Source organism: Microbacterium aurantiacum (genome assembly GCF_031625015.1).
GTDB classification, from domain to species: Bacteria; Actinomycetota; Actinomycetes; order Actinomycetales; family Microbacteriaceae; genus Microbacterium; species Microbacterium aurantiacum.
Window position 1 is genome coordinate 467,650 of record NZ_JAHWXH010000001.1, and the last position, 17,141, is coordinate 484,790.

The following is a 17,141-nucleotide window of genomic DNA, read 5'->3' on the forward strand; positions in this document are numbered from 1 at the left end:
CCGCAAGTCCATAACAATCGGGTGGGGGCGCCCGTCTGCTGTGTACCATGGCGCTGACCCATGGCTCCTGAGGTGTTCGCACCCCGCGGCGCTACCGCGCTCCACTCCCCTCACCATCGAGAGATCCCCATGAACGACTCCAGCGGCGTCCCCAAGACCGCGGTCATCGTCGAAGACGACGCAGAGATCCGCCACCTCCTCGTCGAGGTCTTCGAAGGGGCCGGGTTCTCGACCGTCTCGGTCGGCAACGGCATCGACGGCGTGCAGGCCGTCATCAGCTATCAGCCGACGGTGACGACGCTCGACATCAACATGCCGGGCATCGACGGCTTCGAGGCCGCCCGGCGGATCCGCCTGCAGAGCGACACGTACATCATCATGCTCACGGGGCTCAAGGAGGAGGCCGACCTCGTGCTCGGACTCGGCGCCGGAGCCGACGAGTACCTCACCAAGCCGTTCCGTCCGCGCGAGCTGCGCGCCCGCCTGGATGCGATCCTCCGCCGGCGCGAAACCGCGCAGTCGGCCGGTGCGGGAACGACGGCCGCGCCCGCTCCTCGTCAGGAGCAGGTCGGGCCGTCGTTCCCGGGTGGCCGCAACACCGCGTCGCGACACGGTGTGATGGATGCCGGCTCCGCGACCTCCCCGTCGGCGGGGCCGGCATCCGTTCCTCCCCCGCCGTCAGGGGCCTCCGCGACCATGGTGATCGCGGAGTCGGGTGGCGAGGTCCCCGCCTCGCCTGCCTCCGACGGCGCCCTCGAGCACGTCGGGTCGACCGCGGTGCGGCACCGCGACCTCGTGCTCGATCCTGATTCGCGCATCGTCCTGATCGACGATCGCGAAGTCGATCTGACCCGCACCGAATTCGACCTCCTGGCCACCCTCATGGAGTCCAAGCGTCGCGTGCGGACCAAAGCCGATCTCACCCTGGTCCTGCGGGGCGAGTCGTACGTCACCAGCTACTTCGTGGGCGAGGCCGACAAGCGCGCCATCGAGGCCCACATGACCAACCTCCGGCGCAAGCTCGGCGACTCCCCCACCAACCCGCGCTACATCGAGACGGTGCGCGGAGTCGGCTACCGCCTGACGGCGGAGGCCGGCTCGCCGGCGTGACGCCGGGCCGATCGCGGCCCGGGCGCTCATACCTGGAAGCCCTGGTGACGACGGATCAGTTTGAAGAACATCATGAGGGTCTGCAGGACCGTGATGACGCCGACAATCGGCCAGCCGACCCACAGGATCGTGGACTGCGCCACCGGCGGGAGCACCACCCAGATGACGGCCATCGCCACGAGGGACGCGATCAGGAGCACCAGCGGAACCCAGTAGGTGCTGCCGCCGCCCTTCTCGGCCTTGGCCTGCATGGCCCAGTTGTCGACCTTCTTGCGCGAGAGGAATCGGGTCCACGAGCGCAGGAAGTGGCTGATGCGCACCCACATGAAGACCTCGGCGGGGGCGACGAGCCCGGCGAAGAGGACGTCGCGCGCCGTGCGGTCCTTCATGGTGAAGGCGATGCGCATGTTCAGCGCGACCGCCATCGCCGGCGGGATGAGCCACCACGGGGAGAACACGAACGCCCCGATCGACAGCGAGCCCGCGAGCAGCACGAGGAAGGACACGCGGACGAAGAAGTTCGTGAGCATGCCGATGTTCTCGAACCAGCGCAGACGCAGGTTCGGGTGCAGCGGCTGACCCTTGGTGTCACCGCGCTGCCCCGGCCACATCAGCTCGATGGCGCCGTAGGTCCACTTCACCTGCTGCGCGTCGTACGAGCGGAGGGTGGTCATGCCCCCGACATCCGCGCGGGCGAAGGGGCTGATCTTCGTCAGGTATCCGGCGCTCTTGATCTGCAGAGACAGGAGCGAGTCCTCGACCTCGCTATCCTTCACCCAGGGGGTGGACTGGTGGTTCTGCACCATGACGTCGCGCAGTGCCGCGGTGGAGAAGATCGAGAACTGACCGCCGAGCACGGCCATGTTCCGGCCGCGCAGGAGGTTCTGCATGTTGAACGCCGCGAACTGGGTGCGCTGACCGGAGATCAGGAACTTCGCGATCGCCCCCTTGATCGGGCGGTCGTCGATCGAGTAGATCGCCGAGATGCCGCCGATGCGGGTGTCGGACATCGCCTCGCTCTCGAGGTACTCCACCGCTTTCGGATCGGCGATCGTGTCTCCGTCGACGCCGAGCAGGTAGTCGTAGCCCTCGACGAGCGCGAAGCCGTAGTTCAGGGCGCCGACCTTCTTGTCGGGGTTCTTGCCGATGTCGTGGACGAAGACCTCGGTGAACTGCTCGCCGAGCTCGGTGACGACCTCGTGCGGGCCGCTGTACTGCGACGCGATCTTGACGGTCTTGTCGGAGGTGTTGTTGACCACGACGTGGATGACATCCGGCACGCGGGTCTGCCCGAGCAGCGACTCGATGACGTCGGCGATCGACTCCTCCTCGTTGTACGCGGGGATCACGCAGCCGATCGTGGAGCGGCCGACGATCGCATCGTCGAGGACCGACTCGAACTCGCGGTCGATCTCGCGATCGATCGGCTCGGTCGGCGCGAACTGCTCGACGGCGGTGCGAGCGAGGGCGCCGCGGCGCACCAGCGAGGTGGAGGGAGTCGTTGTCATGAACATCACTCTGCCCGCCCGACCGCAAGGCGCCGCCGAGCGGCCGCGAACGCTTCCGCAAGGAAACCTCAACGCGACCACAAGCGGGCCCTGAGGCCTGTCGTGTCGGGGAGGCACCCGTGAGCGCACCGATCCAGATCAGCGGACGCACGCGCTCGATCTGGCTGACCCAGCTCTCCCTCGCCGGCGCCGTCGTCGTCATCGCCCTCATGGTGATGGTCCTCGCGCCCGGCCTCTTCGGTCAGCTCCACTTCCTCGTCGGCACCGCGTTGATCTTCGCGGTGACCAGTTTCACCATCGGGGCACCGTGGGCGCGGATGCCGAAGAGCGCCGTGATCGCCATCCCGTTCCTCGACGCCATCGCCGTCGGCCTGCTGGCTGCCGGCACCGACCTGCGGCTCAGCTTCCTCTGGGCCTTCCCCGTCATGTGGGCGGGCATGCACTTCCGCGTCACGATCCTCGCCGCGATGCTCGGGGTGATCGGTCTGCTCATCAGTTACGAGCTGGTGTACGGGACACCGGGCGGCACCATCCTCCGCGTGTTCGTCGTCCTGTCCACGCTCGCCTTCATCGGCATCACCGCGCACCTGGCCATGCGTCAGGTGCGCGCCTCCCGACGCCTGATGGCACGCCAGGCGGCGCGGCTGCACGCGACGGTGGAACGTCGCTCCGAGCAGGAGCGACGCACCGCCGAGATCCTCAACGCCGTCGACATCGGCGTCGCCCGCGTAGCCACCAGCGGCGCCCCCCTGTCGATCAACAGCACGTACGCGCGCCTCTACGGCATCGATCCGCGCGACCCCGAGCAGCCCGCCCGGTCGGTGGAGTACTCGGCGCACCGCGGGATGCCGGTCCCTCCCACGGAGCGCACCCTCGCCCGGGCGTCCCGCGGCGAGACCTTCCACGACCGCCGGGTCTGGATCTTCACGATCGACGGAGAATGGCGAACCCTGTCGGTGACCGCCAAGAGGTTGAGCACCTCCACCCACGAGGACGACACGATCCTCCTCCTCGTCCACGACGTCACCGCGGTCACCCAGGCGCAGCGGGAGCGCGAGCGCCTCGCGGCCATCGCCTCGCACGAGCTGCGGCATCCGCTCACCGTCATGATCGGCACCGCCGAGCTTGCCCTCGAGGACGAGAGCATGTCGCCGAAGGCGGTCGAGCGGTTCCAGAAACTGCTCGACGCCAGCGAGCGCATGCTGGAGATGACCCAGCAGATGCTGGGCCCCCGCTCCTCCGTCCGCGGGGGCTCCGGTGCCGGCGCGCCCTCGCCGGAGCTCGAAGACACCGACCTCCGCGCGATCCTGCAGGATTCGGTCGCCTCGTACGCGCCGCTCGGCGCCTCCAAGGACGTCGCGGTGTCCGTCGCGATTGACGGCGCCCTCCGCGCCCGAGTGGACGCCTTCCGCCTGCGTCAGGTGTTCGACAACCTCGTCAGCAACGCGGTGAAGTACACCCCCGACGGCGGCACGGTCGATGTCAGCGCGGGTGTCGAGGGCGACCAGATAGTGATCTCCGTGGCCGACACCGGCATCGGCATCGATGCCGTGGACCTCCCCCGCATCCTCACCCCGTACTTCCGCACCGCGGTGGCCAAGAAGACGGCGGGTGGCACCGGCCTCGGGCTCGGGATCACGCAGGAGATCATCCAGGCGCACGGCGGCACCCTCACCATCGACAGCAGCCTCGGCGACGGCACCGTCTTCACGGTCCGGCTCCCCCGCGAGCCGGCGGCGGAGGTGATCTCGTGAACGACCTCCTCTCCCTGCTCTCCGCGTCGGATCTCGGCATCTGGCAGGCGTTCTTCACCGCCATGGCCACGTGCGTCACGGGCGGCATCGCCTTCCTCGCGTCGCCGAGCCGCGCGACGCTGTACTGGACCTACGCCTTCACCCTGTCGATGCTCTCCACGTTCGGCGTCGTCGCCGCGCAGACCGCCGACAACGAGGTGGCCCGGACCTTCGCGCTGGGCCTCCTCCTCGGGTCTCCCGCCCTCCTGTGGTCGGGATTCCGGGCCCATCGGGGGGTGCGCACCTTGGTGTGGGTGGGCCCGGCGTTCGCGCTCGCCTCCGCCACGATCCTCGCCCTCGTCGCGGCGAGCCCCGCCTTCGGGTCGACCTATCGCGCGCTCTATCTCCTGACCGCGATTTCCGGAGGGCTGTTCCTGTGGGAATGGGTGCGGATGCCCGAGCGCCGAGACCCGGTCATCTGGCCGTTCGGGATCGCGACGGTGCTGTTCGTCGCCCTCGGGGTCTCGGGGGCTGCGGTGTCCCTGGTGTTCCGCCCCGTCGACCAGGACTTCGAGGTGTCCCGGCCGCTGACTTCACTCGGGATGCTGGTGTACATCGTCGCCGCGCTCGTGGCGATCCTCGGCCTCAGCGTCGGCCGCACCCGTCGGCGGAACACGCCCGCACAGGAGGCCGACTACCGGGCGTTCCGCGAGGCCGCCCGGGAACGCCTCGCGCGGGCCCTGCCGGCGAGCGAGATCTGCGGGGTGCTGTGTCTGCGACTCGACGATCTGCGCGAGGCGTTCGCCACGACCGGAGCGGCCCAGGTCGCCCAGCTCACGACGTCGTTCCACGACACCGTGCGCAGTGCCGTCGGCGCCTCGGGGCTCGTCGGCGTCACCCCCGAGGGGGACGTCGCGGTGCTGGTCGCGCGTCCGGAGGGGGCCACCCGTGACCTCGTGCGCCGCATCCTCCGCCAGATCGGAGACCTCACCCTCGACGCACGGCTGCCCTTCCAACCGTCCGCGAGCGCCGGCTGGTGCTCGACGACGGTCGGCGGGTACGACCTCGGCGCGCTCCTGTTCATCGCGCGGGGCGCCGCGGAAGTGGCGCAGGAGCGCGGAGGCGATCGGTGGGAGCGCGCCGACGGATCCTTCATCGAGCGGCTGGTCACGGGGCTGGAGGCGCAGTGAGCGCCACCGTGAGCACGTCCGTGGCGGTCTGTTTGGCGTAATCGGCCGAGTCGGGCGCGGTCTGCATCAGGAAGTCGTACGTGATCTGCAGAATCACCCGGTCCGCCTCCGCCGGCATTTCACCGACGAGGAAGGTCTGGGAGTAGCTCTGCGGGCTCAGCACGAGGTAGCCCGGGTTGACGGTCGCCGTGTCCGTCTGCGCCGCGAGGGGCGCGAGCTGGCCGCTGGCCGTCGCGGGGATCGCCACGACACTCGCCTGCTGCAGATACACCTTCTTGCCGTCATCCGGGGTCACGGTGGTCGACAGCGACAAGTTGAGCGGCTTCAGTGCTCCCGGCGTCCACTGGTCCATCGACAGCGTCGACCAGTAGTCGATGGTCGCTGCGACGGCGCCCGCCTGGAGCTCGCGCTGCGTGGAGCCGCTGGAGAGGTCGTTCGGCACCGGTGCGGGGGCGGTGGCCGTCGGCGTCGCGGTGGGATCCGATGCGGATCCTCCCCCGCCTTCCCAGGGCGGCGTGCCGCATCCAGTCAGCACCGCGCCGGCGACGAGGGCGACGGCGAGCGCGAGGGGAACGCGAAGGCGGGGAGTGGGCATGGTCTTCCGTCCGTGAGAGGCTTCCGGCCAGTGTACGGCCCGCTCAGCGCACGATCGCGACGGCGCTGGGGAGCCGGCGCAGCACCTCCTCGCTGACCGAACCGAGCAGGAAGCGGGCGATGGCGCCTCGGCCGTGCGAGCCGAGGACCGTCAGCCGCGCACGGCGCGCGTAGACCTCGATCGCCTCCGACGGATAGCCCCGCTCGACGTGGCGCTCGATGCGCAGGTCCGGATACGTCGACGAGAGTCCGGCGAGAGACAGCCCGAGACTCTCCTCCGACAGCCGCGCGAGCGCGTCCAGATACTCCGGCGGGTACAGACCGGGGTTCCGCGAGACCTCCATCGGGCTCCACGCGATCACGGTGATCAGCGCCTCGCCGAGTCGGTCGGCCTCCGCGGCGGCGAAGGCGATGGCCCGCTCGGACAGGTCCGAGCCGTCCACACCGACCACCACTCCCGATCGTGCACCGGGGTCCGCGTCGGGGATGACGACGACGGGGGCGTGGGATCCGGCGGCGATGCGGATGCCGTGCGGCCCGCGCGCCGGTCCCGCGTCGCCGCGGAAATCACTGCCGATCACGAGCAGGGCGGCATCCTTCGAGGCGTCGATGAGCTTCGCGACGGGATTGCCGTGGTCCACGCGGACCCGGACGTCGAGGCGATCCGGGTGGGCGTCCGTGAGCGTCCGCGCCTCCGCTTCGAGCTGGGAGCGGAGGTCGTCGCGGGCCTGATCGATCAGGTGCGCCTCACCGACCATCCCCACTGCTCCGCCCACGATGGAGAGGAGCTCCAGACGCTGACGACGGTCCATGGCGCGCTCCGCGGCCCACGCGATCGCGCGCTGTCCGGAGCGCCTGCCCGCCTCGCTGTGGAGCGCGACGCCGACGACGATGGTGTCCTTCATGATGACCTCCTCCGGTCTCTTCCACGCTACGTCCGCACCCCTCCGCCGCGCGGGGACCTTGGTCCCGGCGTCGCCCCCGAACTCCCAGAGTCCGGTCGTACACTGACAGGCGCCGTTCGTCCCCGGCCACTCCCCCTTCGATGACGTTCACCGCGCCCCGCCCGACCGCCGCCCGCTATGCGGGACTGGACGGTCTGCGCGCCGTCGCCGTGATCCTGGTCGTGGTCTACCACCTCTTCGGCCCGGCGCTCCTGCCGGGCGGCTTCCTCGGCGTGGACGTCTTCTTCGTGATCAGCGGCTTCCTCATCACCTCGCTCCTCCTGCGCGAGATCGCCGCGACCGGCGGCATCCGTCTCGTCGAGTTCTGGCGCCGTCGCGCGCGACGCCTGCTGCCGGCACTGCTGGTGGTCCTCGCCGTCTGCACGAGCATCGCCGGACTGATCGGCGGCGACGTCCTGAGCGGACTCGGCTGGCAGGTGCTGGGCGCCCTCACCTTCAGCTACAACTGGCTCGCCCTGGCCGGCGACACCGGCTACTTCGCCGCGACGACCACCGAGCTCTTCCGGAACGTGTGGTCCCTCGCGGTCGAGGAGCAGTTCTACCTGCTCTGGCCGCTGATCCTGCCCCTGTTCCTGCTGCTGCCGCGACGGATGTGGCGTGCCGCGGCCGCAGCGATCCTGGCCCTGGCGAGCGCGACGGTCATGGCGGTCGTGGTCTCCGGCGGTGCGGGACCGGCGACGACCGCCTTCTCGGATGCCGTCACCCGCGCGTACTTCGGCACCGACACCCACGCGTTCGGCATCCTCCTCGGCGTTGCCCTGGCCTTCGCGCTCCCCGCCCTCCTCGACCGGATCGGCGAGCGCCGCGGGGGGCTCGCCACGGGTGCGGGCGCGATCGCCGTCGGCGGCGTGATCGCTCTCGCCCTCCTCTCCCCGGGAGACGGCATCGCGACCTTCCCGGGCGTCCTCCTCGCCGCCAGCGCCCTGACGGCGGTGGCGATCCTGTCAGCCGCCGTTCCGGGCTCGCGCGCCGGCGTCATGCTCGACATCGCGCCGCTGCGGTGGATCGGCGACCGGTCCTACGGCATCTACCTGTGGCACTGGCCGCTGCTCGTCCTCGCGCTCGCGTGGCTGCGCGGCACCGGCCCCGACGCCGGCGTCCCCGTCGGCGTGGGCGTCGGGGTCCTCCTGACGACCCTCGCCGCCGCCGAGCTCTCCTACCGTTTCGTGGAGACCCCGCTCCGCCGCCACGGCTTCCGCGGTACGGCGGCACGCCTCGGTGCGGCCTTCCGCGGATCGGCGCGCGTGCGTGCCCGCGCGGTGGGCGCCGTCGCCGTGACCGCGCTCTTCCTCGGCGGATCCAGCGCGGCGTTGGCCGCCGCCCCGGGCGAGACCTCCTCCGAGGCGGCGGTGGCCGCGGGCGCCGCCGCGCTCGAGGCGGTCGAGGAGGCCTCGCCCCGCTCCGAACCGGTCCGCACACCGACGCCGCCGCCGACCCCCGCGGTGAGCGCGCCGTCACCGACCCCCGTCGCCGGCGAGGAGATCACCGCCGTGGGCGACTCGGTCATGCTCGCCGCCGTCCCCGGGCTCCTCGAGGAGCTCCCCGGCATCCAGGTGGATGCCGCGGTGTCGCGGTCGGTCTGGGCCGGCCCCGGCATCCTTGAATCCCTCGCCGCGCAGGGTCAGCTGCGGCGCTACGTGGTCCTCGCACTCGGCACCAACGGCCCGGTCGACACCGGCGTCCTGGAGCGGATGGTCGACATCGCCGGCCCCGAGCGGGACGTCATCCTCGTCAACGCCCATGCGCCACGGGACTGGATCCCGCAGGTGAACGCCGATCTCGACGCCTTCGCCGCCGCGCATCCTCGCGTGAGCGTCGCCGACTGGTCGAGCGCGATCGCCCCGCGGGAGGAACTCCTCGCCGGCGATCGCATCCACCCCGGTGAGGAGGGCGGCCGGCTGTTCGCCCGCACGGTGGAGGCGGGCGTCACCGCCGTCGAGCACGCCCGCGCGGCAGCGGAGCACGACGCGCAGATGCGCGAGTACCGCCGTCTGCACCACGCCGAGGTCCGCATCCCGCAGTGAGCGGGCGCGCCGGCGGAGCGACGACGGATCAGAAGCGCTCGACGAGCGCCTGCTGGCGGTGCGTCGCGCGGAAACCCAGGCGCTCGTACAGCGTGTTCGCCCCGGTCTTGCTGGCCGTGTCGACGTCGAGGACGGCCTGCTCGAGCCCCGCGTCGCGGGCAGCGGCCAGGGTGCGGGCGATCACGGCGGGGGCGAGCCCTCTCCCCCGCTCGTCGCGGATGACGCCGATGAGGTCGATGTAGGTGTTCGGGGCGCCGAGCGCCGCCCAGTCCTCCTCGTTGACCGACGCCAGGCAGAACGCCACGACGCGGCCGTCCCGCAGCGCCAGCGTCGACAGATCCGGCCGGAGGAAGGGGCCGTCGACAAACTTCGACCAGCGCTCCACCGTGCTCGGCAGACTGCCCCAGTGGTCGCGGAAGGCGTCGTTGCGGGCCAGGCGCACATCCTCGGACCGTTCGGGGGTGTACGGAACCAGGTCGACGCCGTCGGGTGCCGCCACCTCCGCCGCGGGCTCGGACAGGTCGCGCTGCATCGAGCTGAACCAGCGCTCCGTGCGCAGACCCCGCCGCTCTCCCAGGCGCACGGCATCCGTGTTCGTCTCGTCGACGTACTGGAAGATCGCCGCGGGCCCCTCGGCTCCGGTGGCCGCGATGAGCTCGCGGGTGCGGTCGTGGCTCCATGCCAGCAGTTCGCGGCCGATGCCCTGCCGTCGCCGGTCCGGGTGCACGGTCCCGTGGAGGTACCCGTGGATGCCGGCCGACGTGTCCGGGTGCACCATGGCCCACGTGAAGCCGATGATCTCATCGTTCGGGTCGACGGCCACGCGGGTGTCGAGGGCGGGGTCGACGTGGGAGAGCTCGAAGACCTCCTCGAGATCCTCGCGCGGCGTCACCCACGTGGGGTGATCGATCCGGTCGGCGGCGACGACCACGGCGTGGATACCGTCGAGGTCGTCGACGGTGGCGGGGCGGAGGCGAATCGTCATCCCTCCAGCGTACGCACGAGACCCGCACCCCTGAACAGGGATGCGGGTCTCGTGCGTACGCGTGGAGTGGCGTCAGGCCTTGTCGTCCTGGACGGCGTCCTCGGCAGCGGCCTCCGCGGCGGCGCCCTCCTCCGGCGACTCCGCGCCGGCGTCGGCGGCGGTGTCGTCAGCGGCGGACTCCTCAGCGGCCGGGGCCTCCTCGGCGGCGGGCTCCTCGGCCGGGGTCTCCTCGGCGACGGCAGCCGGAGCAGCCGAGCGCTTGGTGGCCTTGGCCTTCGGCTTCACCGGCTCGAGGACGAGCTCGATGACGGCCATGGGGGCGTTGTCGCCCTTGCGGTTGCCGACCTTGGTGATGCGCGTGTAGCCACCCTCACGGTCGGCGACGAGCGGCGCGATCTCGGTGAAGAGGACGTGCACGACTTCCTTGTCACCGATGACGCTCAGCACGCGACGGCGGGCGTGCAGGTCGCCGCGCTTGGCGAACGTGATGAGGCGCTCGGCCAGCGGACGCAGGCGCTTGGCCTTGGTCTCGGTGGTCTTGATGGACTTGTGCGTGAACAGGGCCGCGGCCAGGTTCGCCAGCAGCAGACGCTCGTGTGCGGGTCCGCCTCCGAGGCGGGGTCCCTTCGTGGGCTTGGGCATTGTCAATTACTCCAGTGGGAAAAGTCGGTCAAGTGAGTCGGAAGACTCAGGCGTTCTCGTCGTCGTAGCCGCCGTAGAAGTGCGCGCCGTCGAACCCGGGAACCGAGTCCTTCAGCGACAGCCCGAGCGAAACGAGCTTGTCGCGCACCTCGTCGACCGACTTCTGGCCGAAGTTGCGGATGTTCATCAGCTGCGTCTCGGAGAGGGCGACCAGCTCGGAGACGGTGTTGATGCCCTCGCGCTTGAGGCAGTTGTAGGAGCGCACCGAGAGGTCGAGGTCCTCGATGGGCATCGAGAGCTCGTTGGAGAGCACCTGCTCGACGGGGGCGGGACCGATCTCGATGCCCTCGGCCTCGACGTTCAGCTCGCGGGCGAGACCGAACAGCTCGGTGAGGGTGCGACCGGCGGACGCCACGGCGTCGCGCGGGGCCATCGACGCCTTGCTCTCGACATCCAGGATCAGCTTGTCGAAGTCGGTGCGCTCACCCGCACGGGTGGCGTCGACGCGGTAGCTGACCTTGAGCACCGGCGAGTAGATCGAGTCGATCGGGATCTGACCGGCCTCGGCGTACTCGTTGCGGTTCTGCGTGGCCGAGACGTAGCCGCGGCCACGCTCGATCGTCAGCTCCAGCTCGAAGCGGGCCGTGTCGTTGAGGGTCGCGATGACCAGGTCGGGGTTGTGCACCTCGACACCGGCGGGAGCGGAGATGTCCGCCGCGGTGACCTCGCCGGAACCGGTCTTGCGCAGGTACGCCGTGATCGGCTCGTCGCGCTCGCTGGAGACGACCAGCTGCTTGATGTTCAGGATGATCTCGGTGACATCCTCCTTGACACCGGGGATGGTGCTGAACTCGTGGAGGACGCCGTCGATGCGGATCGACGTCACGGCAGCACCGGGGATCGACGACAGCAGGCTGCGGCGCAGCGCGTTGCCGATCGTGTAGCCGAAACCGGGCTCGAGCGGCTCGATGATGAACCGGCTGCGGAACTCCCCGATCTTCTCCTCGGTCAGAGTGGGACGCTGTGCGATGAGCACGATGTGTTCCTTTCGATCACGTGCCCGCTATATGACACGTGCGGTGAATGAGGTGTTGAGTTGTTCTCGAGTCCCGTTCCGCCGTCGCGCGGGCGAAGAACATCGCCGCGCGACGGCGGAGCGGAACGGAAAGGAATGTCAGACGCGGCGGCGCTTCGGGGGACGGCAGCCGTTGTGGGCCTGGGGGGTGACGTCCTGGATCGAACCGACCTCGAGGCCGGCAGCGGTCAGCGAACGGATCGCGGTCTCGCGACCCGAACCCGGTCCCTTGACGAAGACGTCGACCTTCTTGACGCCGTGCTCCTGCGCCTGGCGGGCGGCGGACTCCGCGGCCATACCGGCGGCGTACGGGGTCGACTTGCGCGAGCCCTTGAAGCCGACGCCACCCGAGGACGCCCAGCTGATCACGGCGCCCGAGGGGTCGGTGATCGAGACGATGGTGTTGTTGAACGTCGACTTGATGTGGGCCTGACCCACGGCGATGTTCTTCTTCTCCTTGCGGCGCGGCTTGCGCGCTGCGGACTTGGCCTGTGCCATGTGCGTGTTCTCCTAAACCCTGGGGCCGCGCTTAGCGCGCCTTCTTCTTGCCGGCGACGGTGCGCTTGGGGCCCTTGCGGGTGCGCGCGTTGGTCTTCGTGCGCTGACCGCGCACGGGGAGCCCACGGCGGTGACGCAGGCCTTCGTAGGAACCGATCTCGACCTTGCGGCGGATGTCGGCGGCGACCTCGCGACGGAGGTCACCCTCCACCTTGTAGGTGCCTTCGATCTGGTCGCGGAGGGCGACGAGCTGGTCGTCGGTGAGGTCCTTCACGCGGATGTCGTGGTCGATGCCGGTGGCGGCGAGGACCTCGTGCGAGCGGGTACGGCCGATGCCGTAGATGTAGGTGAGCGCAATCACCACGCGCTTGTCGCGCGGGATGTCGACGCCGGCAAGACGTGCCATGTCGTTCTCCTGAGGAGTCGTGCGAAGGTGTGGAGCAGTATCGGTGCCCGGGCCTTCGTCCCGAGGTGTCCCCCGCTGCGCGGGTTCTGATACTGCCGGATGTGTTCAGTTGTGTGTGGTCGCCGTTGCGGCGGGGGCTGCGGGGGTTAGATCTCGATACACCGCGCCGGAGGCGCGGCACTCGATCCTGACCCGAGTCGCATCAGCGCGGCTGTGCCGCGGTGATCCGACTCGCGTCAGCCCTGGCGCTGCTTGTGACGCGGGTTGGACTTGCAGATCACCATGACGCGCCCGTGGCGACGGATGACCTTGCAGTGGTCGCAGATGGGCTTGACCGAGGGGTTGACCTTCATGATTTCTTCTCTTCGCTGTCTTCGCCTCCGCCGGCAGAGCCTGCGGAGGCGTTACTTCTCGACCGGTCTAGCGGTAGCGGTAGACGATGCGTCCGCGGGTGAGGTCGTAGGGCGAAAGCTCCACGACGACACGGTCCTCGGGGATGATGCGGATGTAGTTCTGCCGCATCTTGCCGGAGATCGTTGCGAGGACCTTGTGTCCGTTGGTCAGCTCGACGCGGAACATCGCGTTGGGCAGGGCCTCGGAGATCACGCCCTCGATCTCGATGACACCGTCTTTCTTCGCCATACGCTCGCTAACACTTCGTGCAGACCGGTCGGTCTGCGGTGGATGGGAGTCGGTGCTGTGGACACGCCGATGAAGGCGCAACGCACCAAAGATCAAGCATACGTGATAGTGGATGCCGCGGCAAATGGGGGCCGCATCCTCTCACACCCGATCAGCCGAAGAGCGTCGCGAGCTGACCCGGCGCAGGGATCTCGGAGTTGGAGATCACCTCGCCGTTCACCGCCAGCGTCGGCGTCGCGATCCCGGCGGCGCCCGGCTGCACCGGGGTCTCCTGCGTGATCGAACCGACGTAGCGGGAGTAGGTCTGATCGGTCACGCACGCGTCGACCCCGTCGACGCCGACGGATGCCGCGATGGCGAGGATCTCCTCGTCCGTGAGCCCCGCGGTGGCCTCCGCGGGCTGCGATGCGAACATCGCCTGCAGGAACGGGAGGGCGGCGTCCTCGTCCGCCACCGCGACGCAGTACATCGCGTTGGCGGCGCGGGTGGAGAACTCCGTCCCCTGCGAGGCCCGGTCGAGGATCGAGATCGGGTGGATCTCGAGAGTGGTCGAGCCGTCCTCGACGAGCCCGTCGATCTCGGGACCGTAGGCGGCCTCGAAGTCACCGCAGACCGGGCACATGAAGTCGATGTAGGTGGCGAGGGTGTTCTCGCCGTCCCCGACGGAGATCGCACCCGTCTCGGCGTTGACGTTCGCCGCCTGCGGCGCCTCCCCCGGACCGGTCGCGGCGTTGTTCAGCACCACGACGAGGCCGCCGACGGCGACGATCGCCACAACCACGGCCGCACTGACCCACACGGCGAACCAATTGACCTTGCGCGCGGCAGCAGCCATCATCTTCCTCTTCCGAACCTCGTCGAACCGAACGCCGGGACTCAGGCGATCGGCTGGGGGGTGACGCCGAACGGCGCGAGCGCCTCGGCACCGCCGTCGGGCGCCGTCAGCACCCACACTCCGCCATCATGCACGGCGACGCTATGTTCCCAGTGTGAGCCGTCGGTGCCGTCGACGGTCGACACCGTCCAGCCGTCGTCCTCGACGTCGGTCTCCTGGTCGCCGATGACGACCATGGGCTCGATCGCGACGACCAGTCCCGGGCGCACCTCGGGGCCCTCGTCGTCGACGCGGTAGTTGAACACCGACGGAGACTCGTGCATCTTGCGTCCGATGCCGTGACCCACATAGTCGCGGAGGATCCCGTACCCGCCGTCGGGCGCGTGCGTCTCGATGTATCCCTCGATCGCCGCACCGATCTCCCCGAGATGACGGGCCGACGCAAGGGCTGCGATGCCCGCCCACAACGATCCGCGCGTGACCTCGGACAGACGCTCGCGCTCGGCGACGACATCCGGCCGCGTCGGGTCGTCCAGCACCACCGTGAAGGCGGAGTCGCCGTTCCACCCCTTGAAGAGCGCTCCGCAGTCGACGGAGAGGATGTCGCCGGGCTGCAGCACCCGCTCCCCCGGGATGCCGTGCACGACCTGCTCGTTCACCGACGCGCAGATGGTGTGCCGGTAGCCGCGGACCAGCTGGAAGTTGCTCGTCGCGCCGCGCTCGGCGATCACGCGGGCGGCGACGGCATCCAGTTCACCCGTGGTGACGCCCGGCGCGACGATCTCGCGGACGGCGTCCAACGCCGCCGCGGTGATGAGTCCCGGCTCGATCATCGCCCGCAGCTGAGCGGGCGACTTGTAGATGGAACGGCGCAGCACCACGGTCAGCCGACGCGCGCGAGTCCGCGCGCCTCGAGGGCGGCGACGATGCGCTCGGTGATCTCGTCGAGGGAGCCGACGCCGTCGATCGCCACGACCGCTCCGCGCTCGCGGTACACGTCGAGGATCGGGGCGGTCTCGCGCTCGTAGATGGCGAGGCGGTTCGCGATGATCTCCTCGGTGTCGTCGCTGCGCCCCTGCTCGGCGGCGCGCTGCGAGAGCCGCGCGATGCTCTCCTCGCGGGGAACGTCGAGCTCGATGACGGCGTCCAGCTGCTCGCCGCGATCGGTGAGGAACGCGTCGAGGTCGCCGACCTGTCCGAGGTTGCGCGGATACCCGTCGAGGAGGAATCCACCCGCGGCGTCTCCCTCCGACAGACGTTCGCGGACCACGGCGCTGGTGAGCTCGTCCGGGACGAGATCGCCGGCTTCGATGATCGCCTTGACCCGCTCGCCGAGCTCCGACCCGCCGGAGACCGCGGCGCGGAACATGTCGCCGGTCGAGATCGCCGGGATACCGAAGGCCTCCGCGATGCGCACCCCCTGGGTGCCCTTGCCCGAGCCCTGCGGCCCGACGATCAGCAGACGCGCGGTCATCGCAGAAGCCCTTCGTAGTGACGCTGCTGCAGCTGCGCGTCGATCTGCTTGACGGTCTCAAGCCCCACACCGACGATGATGAGGATCGAGGCGCCGCCGAAGGGGAAGTTCTGGTTCGCGCCGACGGTCGCCAGTGCGATCAGCGGCAGGAGCGCGATCAGACCGAGGTAGATCGACCCGGGCGCCGTGATGCGCGTGAGGACGTAGTCCAGGTACTCGGCCGTCGGACGCCCCGCACGGATGCCGGGGATGAACCCGCCGTACTTCTTCATGTTGTCGGCGACGTCGACCGGGTTGAAGGTGATCGCGACGTAGAAGTACGTGAAGCCGATGATCAGCAGGAAGTACACGAGCATGTAGATCCAGCTGTCGCCGTTGGTGAAGTACTGCTGGATCCACGCGACCCAGCCCGGGATCTCCTCGCCCGGCTGCGGCTGGTTGAACTGCGCGATGAGCGCGGGGATGTACAGCAGCGACGAGGCGAAGATCACGGGCACCACACCGGCCATGTTTACCTTGATGGGGATGTAGGTGTTCGTCCCGCCGTAGGTGCGGCGTCCGACCATGCGCTTGGCGTACTGGACGGGGATGCGGCGCTGGGACTGCTCGACGAAGACCACCAGGGCGATCACCACGATGCCGACCGCGATCACGAGGAGGAAGACCTCGAAGCCGCGGGCCAGCCAGATCGAGCCGAGGGCCGAGGGGAACGTGGCGGCGATCGAGGTGAAGATCAGCAGCGACATGCCGTTGCCGATGCCGCGCTCGGTGACGAGCTCGGCGAACCACATGATGAGGCCGGTGCCGGCGGTCATGGTGATGATCATGAGGAGCTGCGCCCACCACACGTCATTGGTGAGGAGCTGCTCGCACTCGGGGATGCCGGTGACGCCGAAGAGCTGACCGGACCGGGCGACGGTGACCAGGGTCGTGGACTGCAGCAGCGCGAGCGCGATGGTGAGGTAGCGGGTGTACTGGGTCAGCTTCGACTGGCCCGCCTGCCCCTCCTTGTAGAGGGTCTCGAAGTGCGGGATGACCACGCGCAGGAGCTGCGTGATGATCGTCGCGGTGATGTAGGGCATGACGCCCAGCGCGAAGATCGACAGCTGCAGCAGGGCGCCGCCGGAGAACAGGTTGACCAGCGACAGCAGGCCGTCGGTGCCACCGGACTGCGCCAGGCACGACTGGACGTTCGGGAAGTCGACGAACGGCGTCGGGACGTGGGCACCGAGCCGATACAGCACGATGATGCCCAGGGTGAAGCCGATCTTCCGCCTCAGGTCGGGGGTGCGGAAGATCCGCGCGATGGCGCTGAACAAGAGCGTTCCTCCAGTGGGGATGACGGCGCGCTCGCAGGCGCACCGTCACAAGACTAGCCCAGCCGGTCCCGCACGCGTCAGCGTTGGTTCTCGCCGGGGACGACAACGGGGGCCGGAGAAACTCTCCGACCCCCGATCGTC

At 69.6% G+C, this 17,141-nt stretch carries 18 protein-coding genes; 4 read left to right on the forward strand and 14 right to left on the reverse strand.

The features are described 5' to 3' along the window. Positions 1-129: 129 nt before the first annotated feature. A complete protein-coding gene (locus tag KZC50_RS02145) occupies positions 130-1,110 on the forward strand; it encodes a response regulator transcription factor (protein WP_310890478.1) in 981 nt (326 codons plus the stop codon). A gap of 26 nt (positions 1,111-1,136) precedes the next feature. Here the strand turns inward: KZC50_RS02145 and KZC50_RS02150 are convergent, their stop codons facing one another. Continuing rightward, complete coding sequence (locus KZC50_RS02150; RefSeq protein WP_310890479.1) at positions 1,137-2,618, reverse strand: glycosyltransferase family 2 protein; 1,482 nt, start codon at positions 2,616-2,618, stop codon at positions 1,137-1,139. A gap of 119 nt (positions 2,619-2,737) precedes the next feature. Between KZC50_RS02150 and KZC50_RS02155 the strand changes: the two genes are divergently transcribed. Beyond that, positions 2,738-4,372: a sensor histidine kinase gene (locus KZC50_RS02155; RefSeq protein WP_310890480.1), complete on the forward strand. Its 1,635-nt coding sequence runs from the start codon at positions 2,738-2,740 to the stop codon at positions 4,370-4,372. Beyond that, a complete protein-coding gene (locus KZC50_RS02160) occupies positions 4,369-5,541 on the forward strand; it encodes a nucleotidyl cyclase domain-containing protein (protein ID WP_310890481.1) in 1,173 nt (390 codons plus the stop codon). The genes KZC50_RS02155 and KZC50_RS02160 overlap by 4 nt, the downstream gene beginning before the upstream one ends. On the opposite strand, the gene KZC50_RS02165 is transcribed toward KZC50_RS02160, so the two are convergent. Together KZC50_RS02165 and KZC50_RS02170 are read right to left on the reverse strand one after the other, a co-directional pair. After that, complete coding sequence (locus tag KZC50_RS02165) at positions 5,519-6,136, reverse strand: hypothetical protein (RefSeq protein ID WP_310890482.1); 618 nt, start codon at positions 6,134-6,136, stop codon at positions 5,519-5,521. The genes KZC50_RS02160 and KZC50_RS02165 overlap by 23 nt on opposite strands. 43 nt (positions 6,137-6,179) lie before the next feature. After that, positions 6,180-7,040, reverse strand: a complete 861-nt coding sequence (locus KZC50_RS02170; RefSeq protein WP_310890483.1) for a universal stress protein — start codon at positions 7,038-7,040, stop codon at positions 6,180-6,182. A gap of 140 nt (positions 7,041-7,180) precedes the next feature. On the opposite strand from KZC50_RS02170, the gene KZC50_RS02175 reads away from it, so the two are divergent. Beyond that, positions 7,181-9,124 (forward strand): acyltransferase family protein, encoded by a 1,944-nt coding sequence (locus KZC50_RS02175; protein WP_310890484.1) that lies wholly within the window; start codon positions 7,181-7,183, stop codon positions 9,122-9,124. A 28-nt stretch (positions 9,125-9,152) separates the two neighbouring features. On the opposite strand, the gene KZC50_RS02180 is transcribed toward KZC50_RS02175, so the two are convergent. The 11 genes from KZC50_RS02180 to secY all read right to left on the reverse strand — a co-directional run bounded on the left by KZC50_RS02180 (position 9,153) and on the right by secY (position 17,000). Next, positions 9,153-10,109, reverse strand: a complete 957-nt coding sequence (locus tag KZC50_RS02180) for a GNAT family N-acetyltransferase (protein ID WP_310890485.1) — start codon at positions 10,107-10,109, stop codon at positions 9,153-9,155. Between the two features lie 72 nt (positions 10,110-10,181). Beyond that, positions 10,182-10,751 (reverse strand): 50S ribosomal protein L17, encoded by a 570-nt coding sequence (rplQ, locus tag KZC50_RS02185; RefSeq protein ID WP_310890486.1) that lies wholly within the window; start codon positions 10,749-10,751, stop codon positions 10,182-10,184. A gap of 46 nt (positions 10,752-10,797) precedes the next feature. Next, complete coding sequence (locus KZC50_RS02190) at positions 10,798-11,787, reverse strand: DNA-directed RNA polymerase subunit alpha (protein ID WP_053546356.1); 990 nt, start codon at positions 11,785-11,787, stop codon at positions 10,798-10,800. A gap of 138 nt (positions 11,788-11,925) precedes the next feature. Next, positions 11,926-12,324, reverse strand: a complete 399-nt coding sequence (gene rpsK, locus KZC50_RS02195) for a 30S ribosomal protein S11 (RefSeq protein ID WP_013583990.1) — start codon at positions 12,322-12,324, stop codon at positions 11,926-11,928. 31 nt (positions 12,325-12,355) lie between these two features. Continuing rightward, positions 12,356-12,730, reverse strand: coding sequence for a 30S ribosomal protein S13 (gene rpsM, locus KZC50_RS02200; RefSeq protein WP_053546357.1), 375 nt, complete (start codon positions 12,728-12,730; stop codon positions 12,356-12,358). Positions 12,731-12,966: 236 nt separating this feature from the next. Next, positions 12,967-13,083, reverse strand: a complete 117-nt coding sequence (gene rpmJ, locus KZC50_RS02205; RefSeq protein ID WP_005050492.1) for a 50S ribosomal protein L36 — start codon at positions 13,081-13,083, stop codon at positions 12,967-12,969. A 67-nt stretch (positions 13,084-13,150) separates the two neighbouring features. After that, the gene (gene infA / locus KZC50_RS02210; protein WP_028496510.1) at positions 13,151-13,372 is read right to left on the reverse strand and encodes a translation initiation factor IF-1; all 222 of its coding nucleotides are present in this window, start codon (positions 13,370-13,372) and stop codon (positions 13,151-13,153) included. A 151-nt stretch (positions 13,373-13,523) separates the two neighbouring features. Then, on the reverse strand, positions 13,524-14,207 hold the full coding sequence (locus tag KZC50_RS02215; protein ID WP_236967970.1) for a DsbA family protein: 684 nt from the start codon (positions 14,205-14,207) through the stop codon (positions 13,524-13,526). 41 nt (positions 14,208-14,248) lie between these two features. Next, positions 14,249-15,088 (reverse strand): type I methionyl aminopeptidase, encoded by an 840-nt coding sequence (gene map / locus KZC50_RS02220; protein ID WP_310890487.1) that lies wholly within the window; start codon positions 15,086-15,088, stop codon positions 14,249-14,251. Between the two features lie 2 nt (positions 15,089-15,090). Further along, positions 15,091-15,681, reverse strand: a complete 591-nt coding sequence (locus KZC50_RS02225; protein WP_053546360.1) for an adenylate kinase — start codon at positions 15,679-15,681, stop codon at positions 15,091-15,093. Then, positions 15,678-17,000, reverse strand: coding sequence for a preprotein translocase subunit SecY (gene secY, locus KZC50_RS02230; RefSeq protein ID WP_053546361.1), 1,323 nt, complete (start codon positions 16,998-17,000; stop codon positions 15,678-15,680). The genes KZC50_RS02225 and secY overlap by 4 nt, the downstream gene beginning before the upstream one ends. Positions 17,001-17,141: the final 141 nt, after the last annotated feature.

What these genes read in the sequence shown, in the direction of transcription:
- KZC50_RS02145 (WP_310890478.1), top strand. Translation starts at nt 130, where the DNA reads ATGAACGACTCCAGCGGCGTCCCCAAGACCGCGGTCATCGTCGAAGAC.
- KZC50_RS02150 (WP_310890479.1), bottom strand. Translation starts at nt 2,618, where the DNA reads ATGACAACGACTCCCTCCACCTCGCTGGTGCGCCGCGGCGCCCTCGCT.
- KZC50_RS02165 (WP_310890482.1), bottom strand. Translation starts at nt 6,136, where the DNA reads ATGCCCACTCCCCGCCTTCGCGTTCCCCTCGCGCTCGCCGTCGCCCTC.
- KZC50_RS02170 (WP_310890483.1), bottom strand. Translation starts at nt 7,040, where the DNA reads ATGAAGGACACCATCGTCGTCGGCGTCGCGCTCCACAGCGAGGCGGGC.
- KZC50_RS02175 (WP_310890484.1), top strand. Translation starts at nt 7,181, where the DNA reads ATGACGTTCACCGCGCCCCGCCCGACCGCCGCCCGCTATGCGGGACTG.
- KZC50_RS02180 (WP_310890485.1), bottom strand. Translation starts at nt 10,109, where the DNA reads ATGACGATTCGCCTCCGCCCCGCCACCGTCGACGACCTCGACGGTATC.
- rplQ (WP_310890486.1), bottom strand. Translation starts at nt 10,751, where the DNA reads ATGCCCAAGCCCACGAAGGGACCCCGCCTCGGAGGCGGACCCGCACAC.
- rpsK (WP_013583990.1), bottom strand. Translation starts at nt 12,324, where the DNA reads ATGGCACAGGCCAAGTCCGCAGCGCGCAAGCCGCGCCGCAAGGAGAAG.
- rpsM (WP_053546357.1), bottom strand. Translation starts at nt 12,730, where the DNA reads ATGGCACGTCTTGCCGGCGTCGACATCCCGCGCGACAAGCGCGTGGTG.
- rpmJ (WP_005050492.1), bottom strand. Translation starts at nt 13,083, where the DNA reads ATGAAGGTCAACCCCTCGGTCAAGCCCATCTGCGACCACTGCAAGGTC.
- infA (WP_028496510.1), bottom strand. Translation starts at nt 13,372, where the DNA reads ATGGCGAAGAAAGACGGTGTCATCGAGATCGAGGGCGTGATCTCCGAG.
- KZC50_RS02215 (WP_236967970.1), bottom strand. Translation starts at nt 14,207, where the DNA reads ATGGCTGCTGCCGCGCGCAAGGTCAATTGGTTCGCCGTGTGGGTCAGT.
- KZC50_RS02225 (WP_053546360.1), bottom strand. Translation starts at nt 15,681, where the DNA reads ATGACCGCGCGTCTGCTGATCGTCGGGCCGCAGGGCTCGGGCAAGGGC.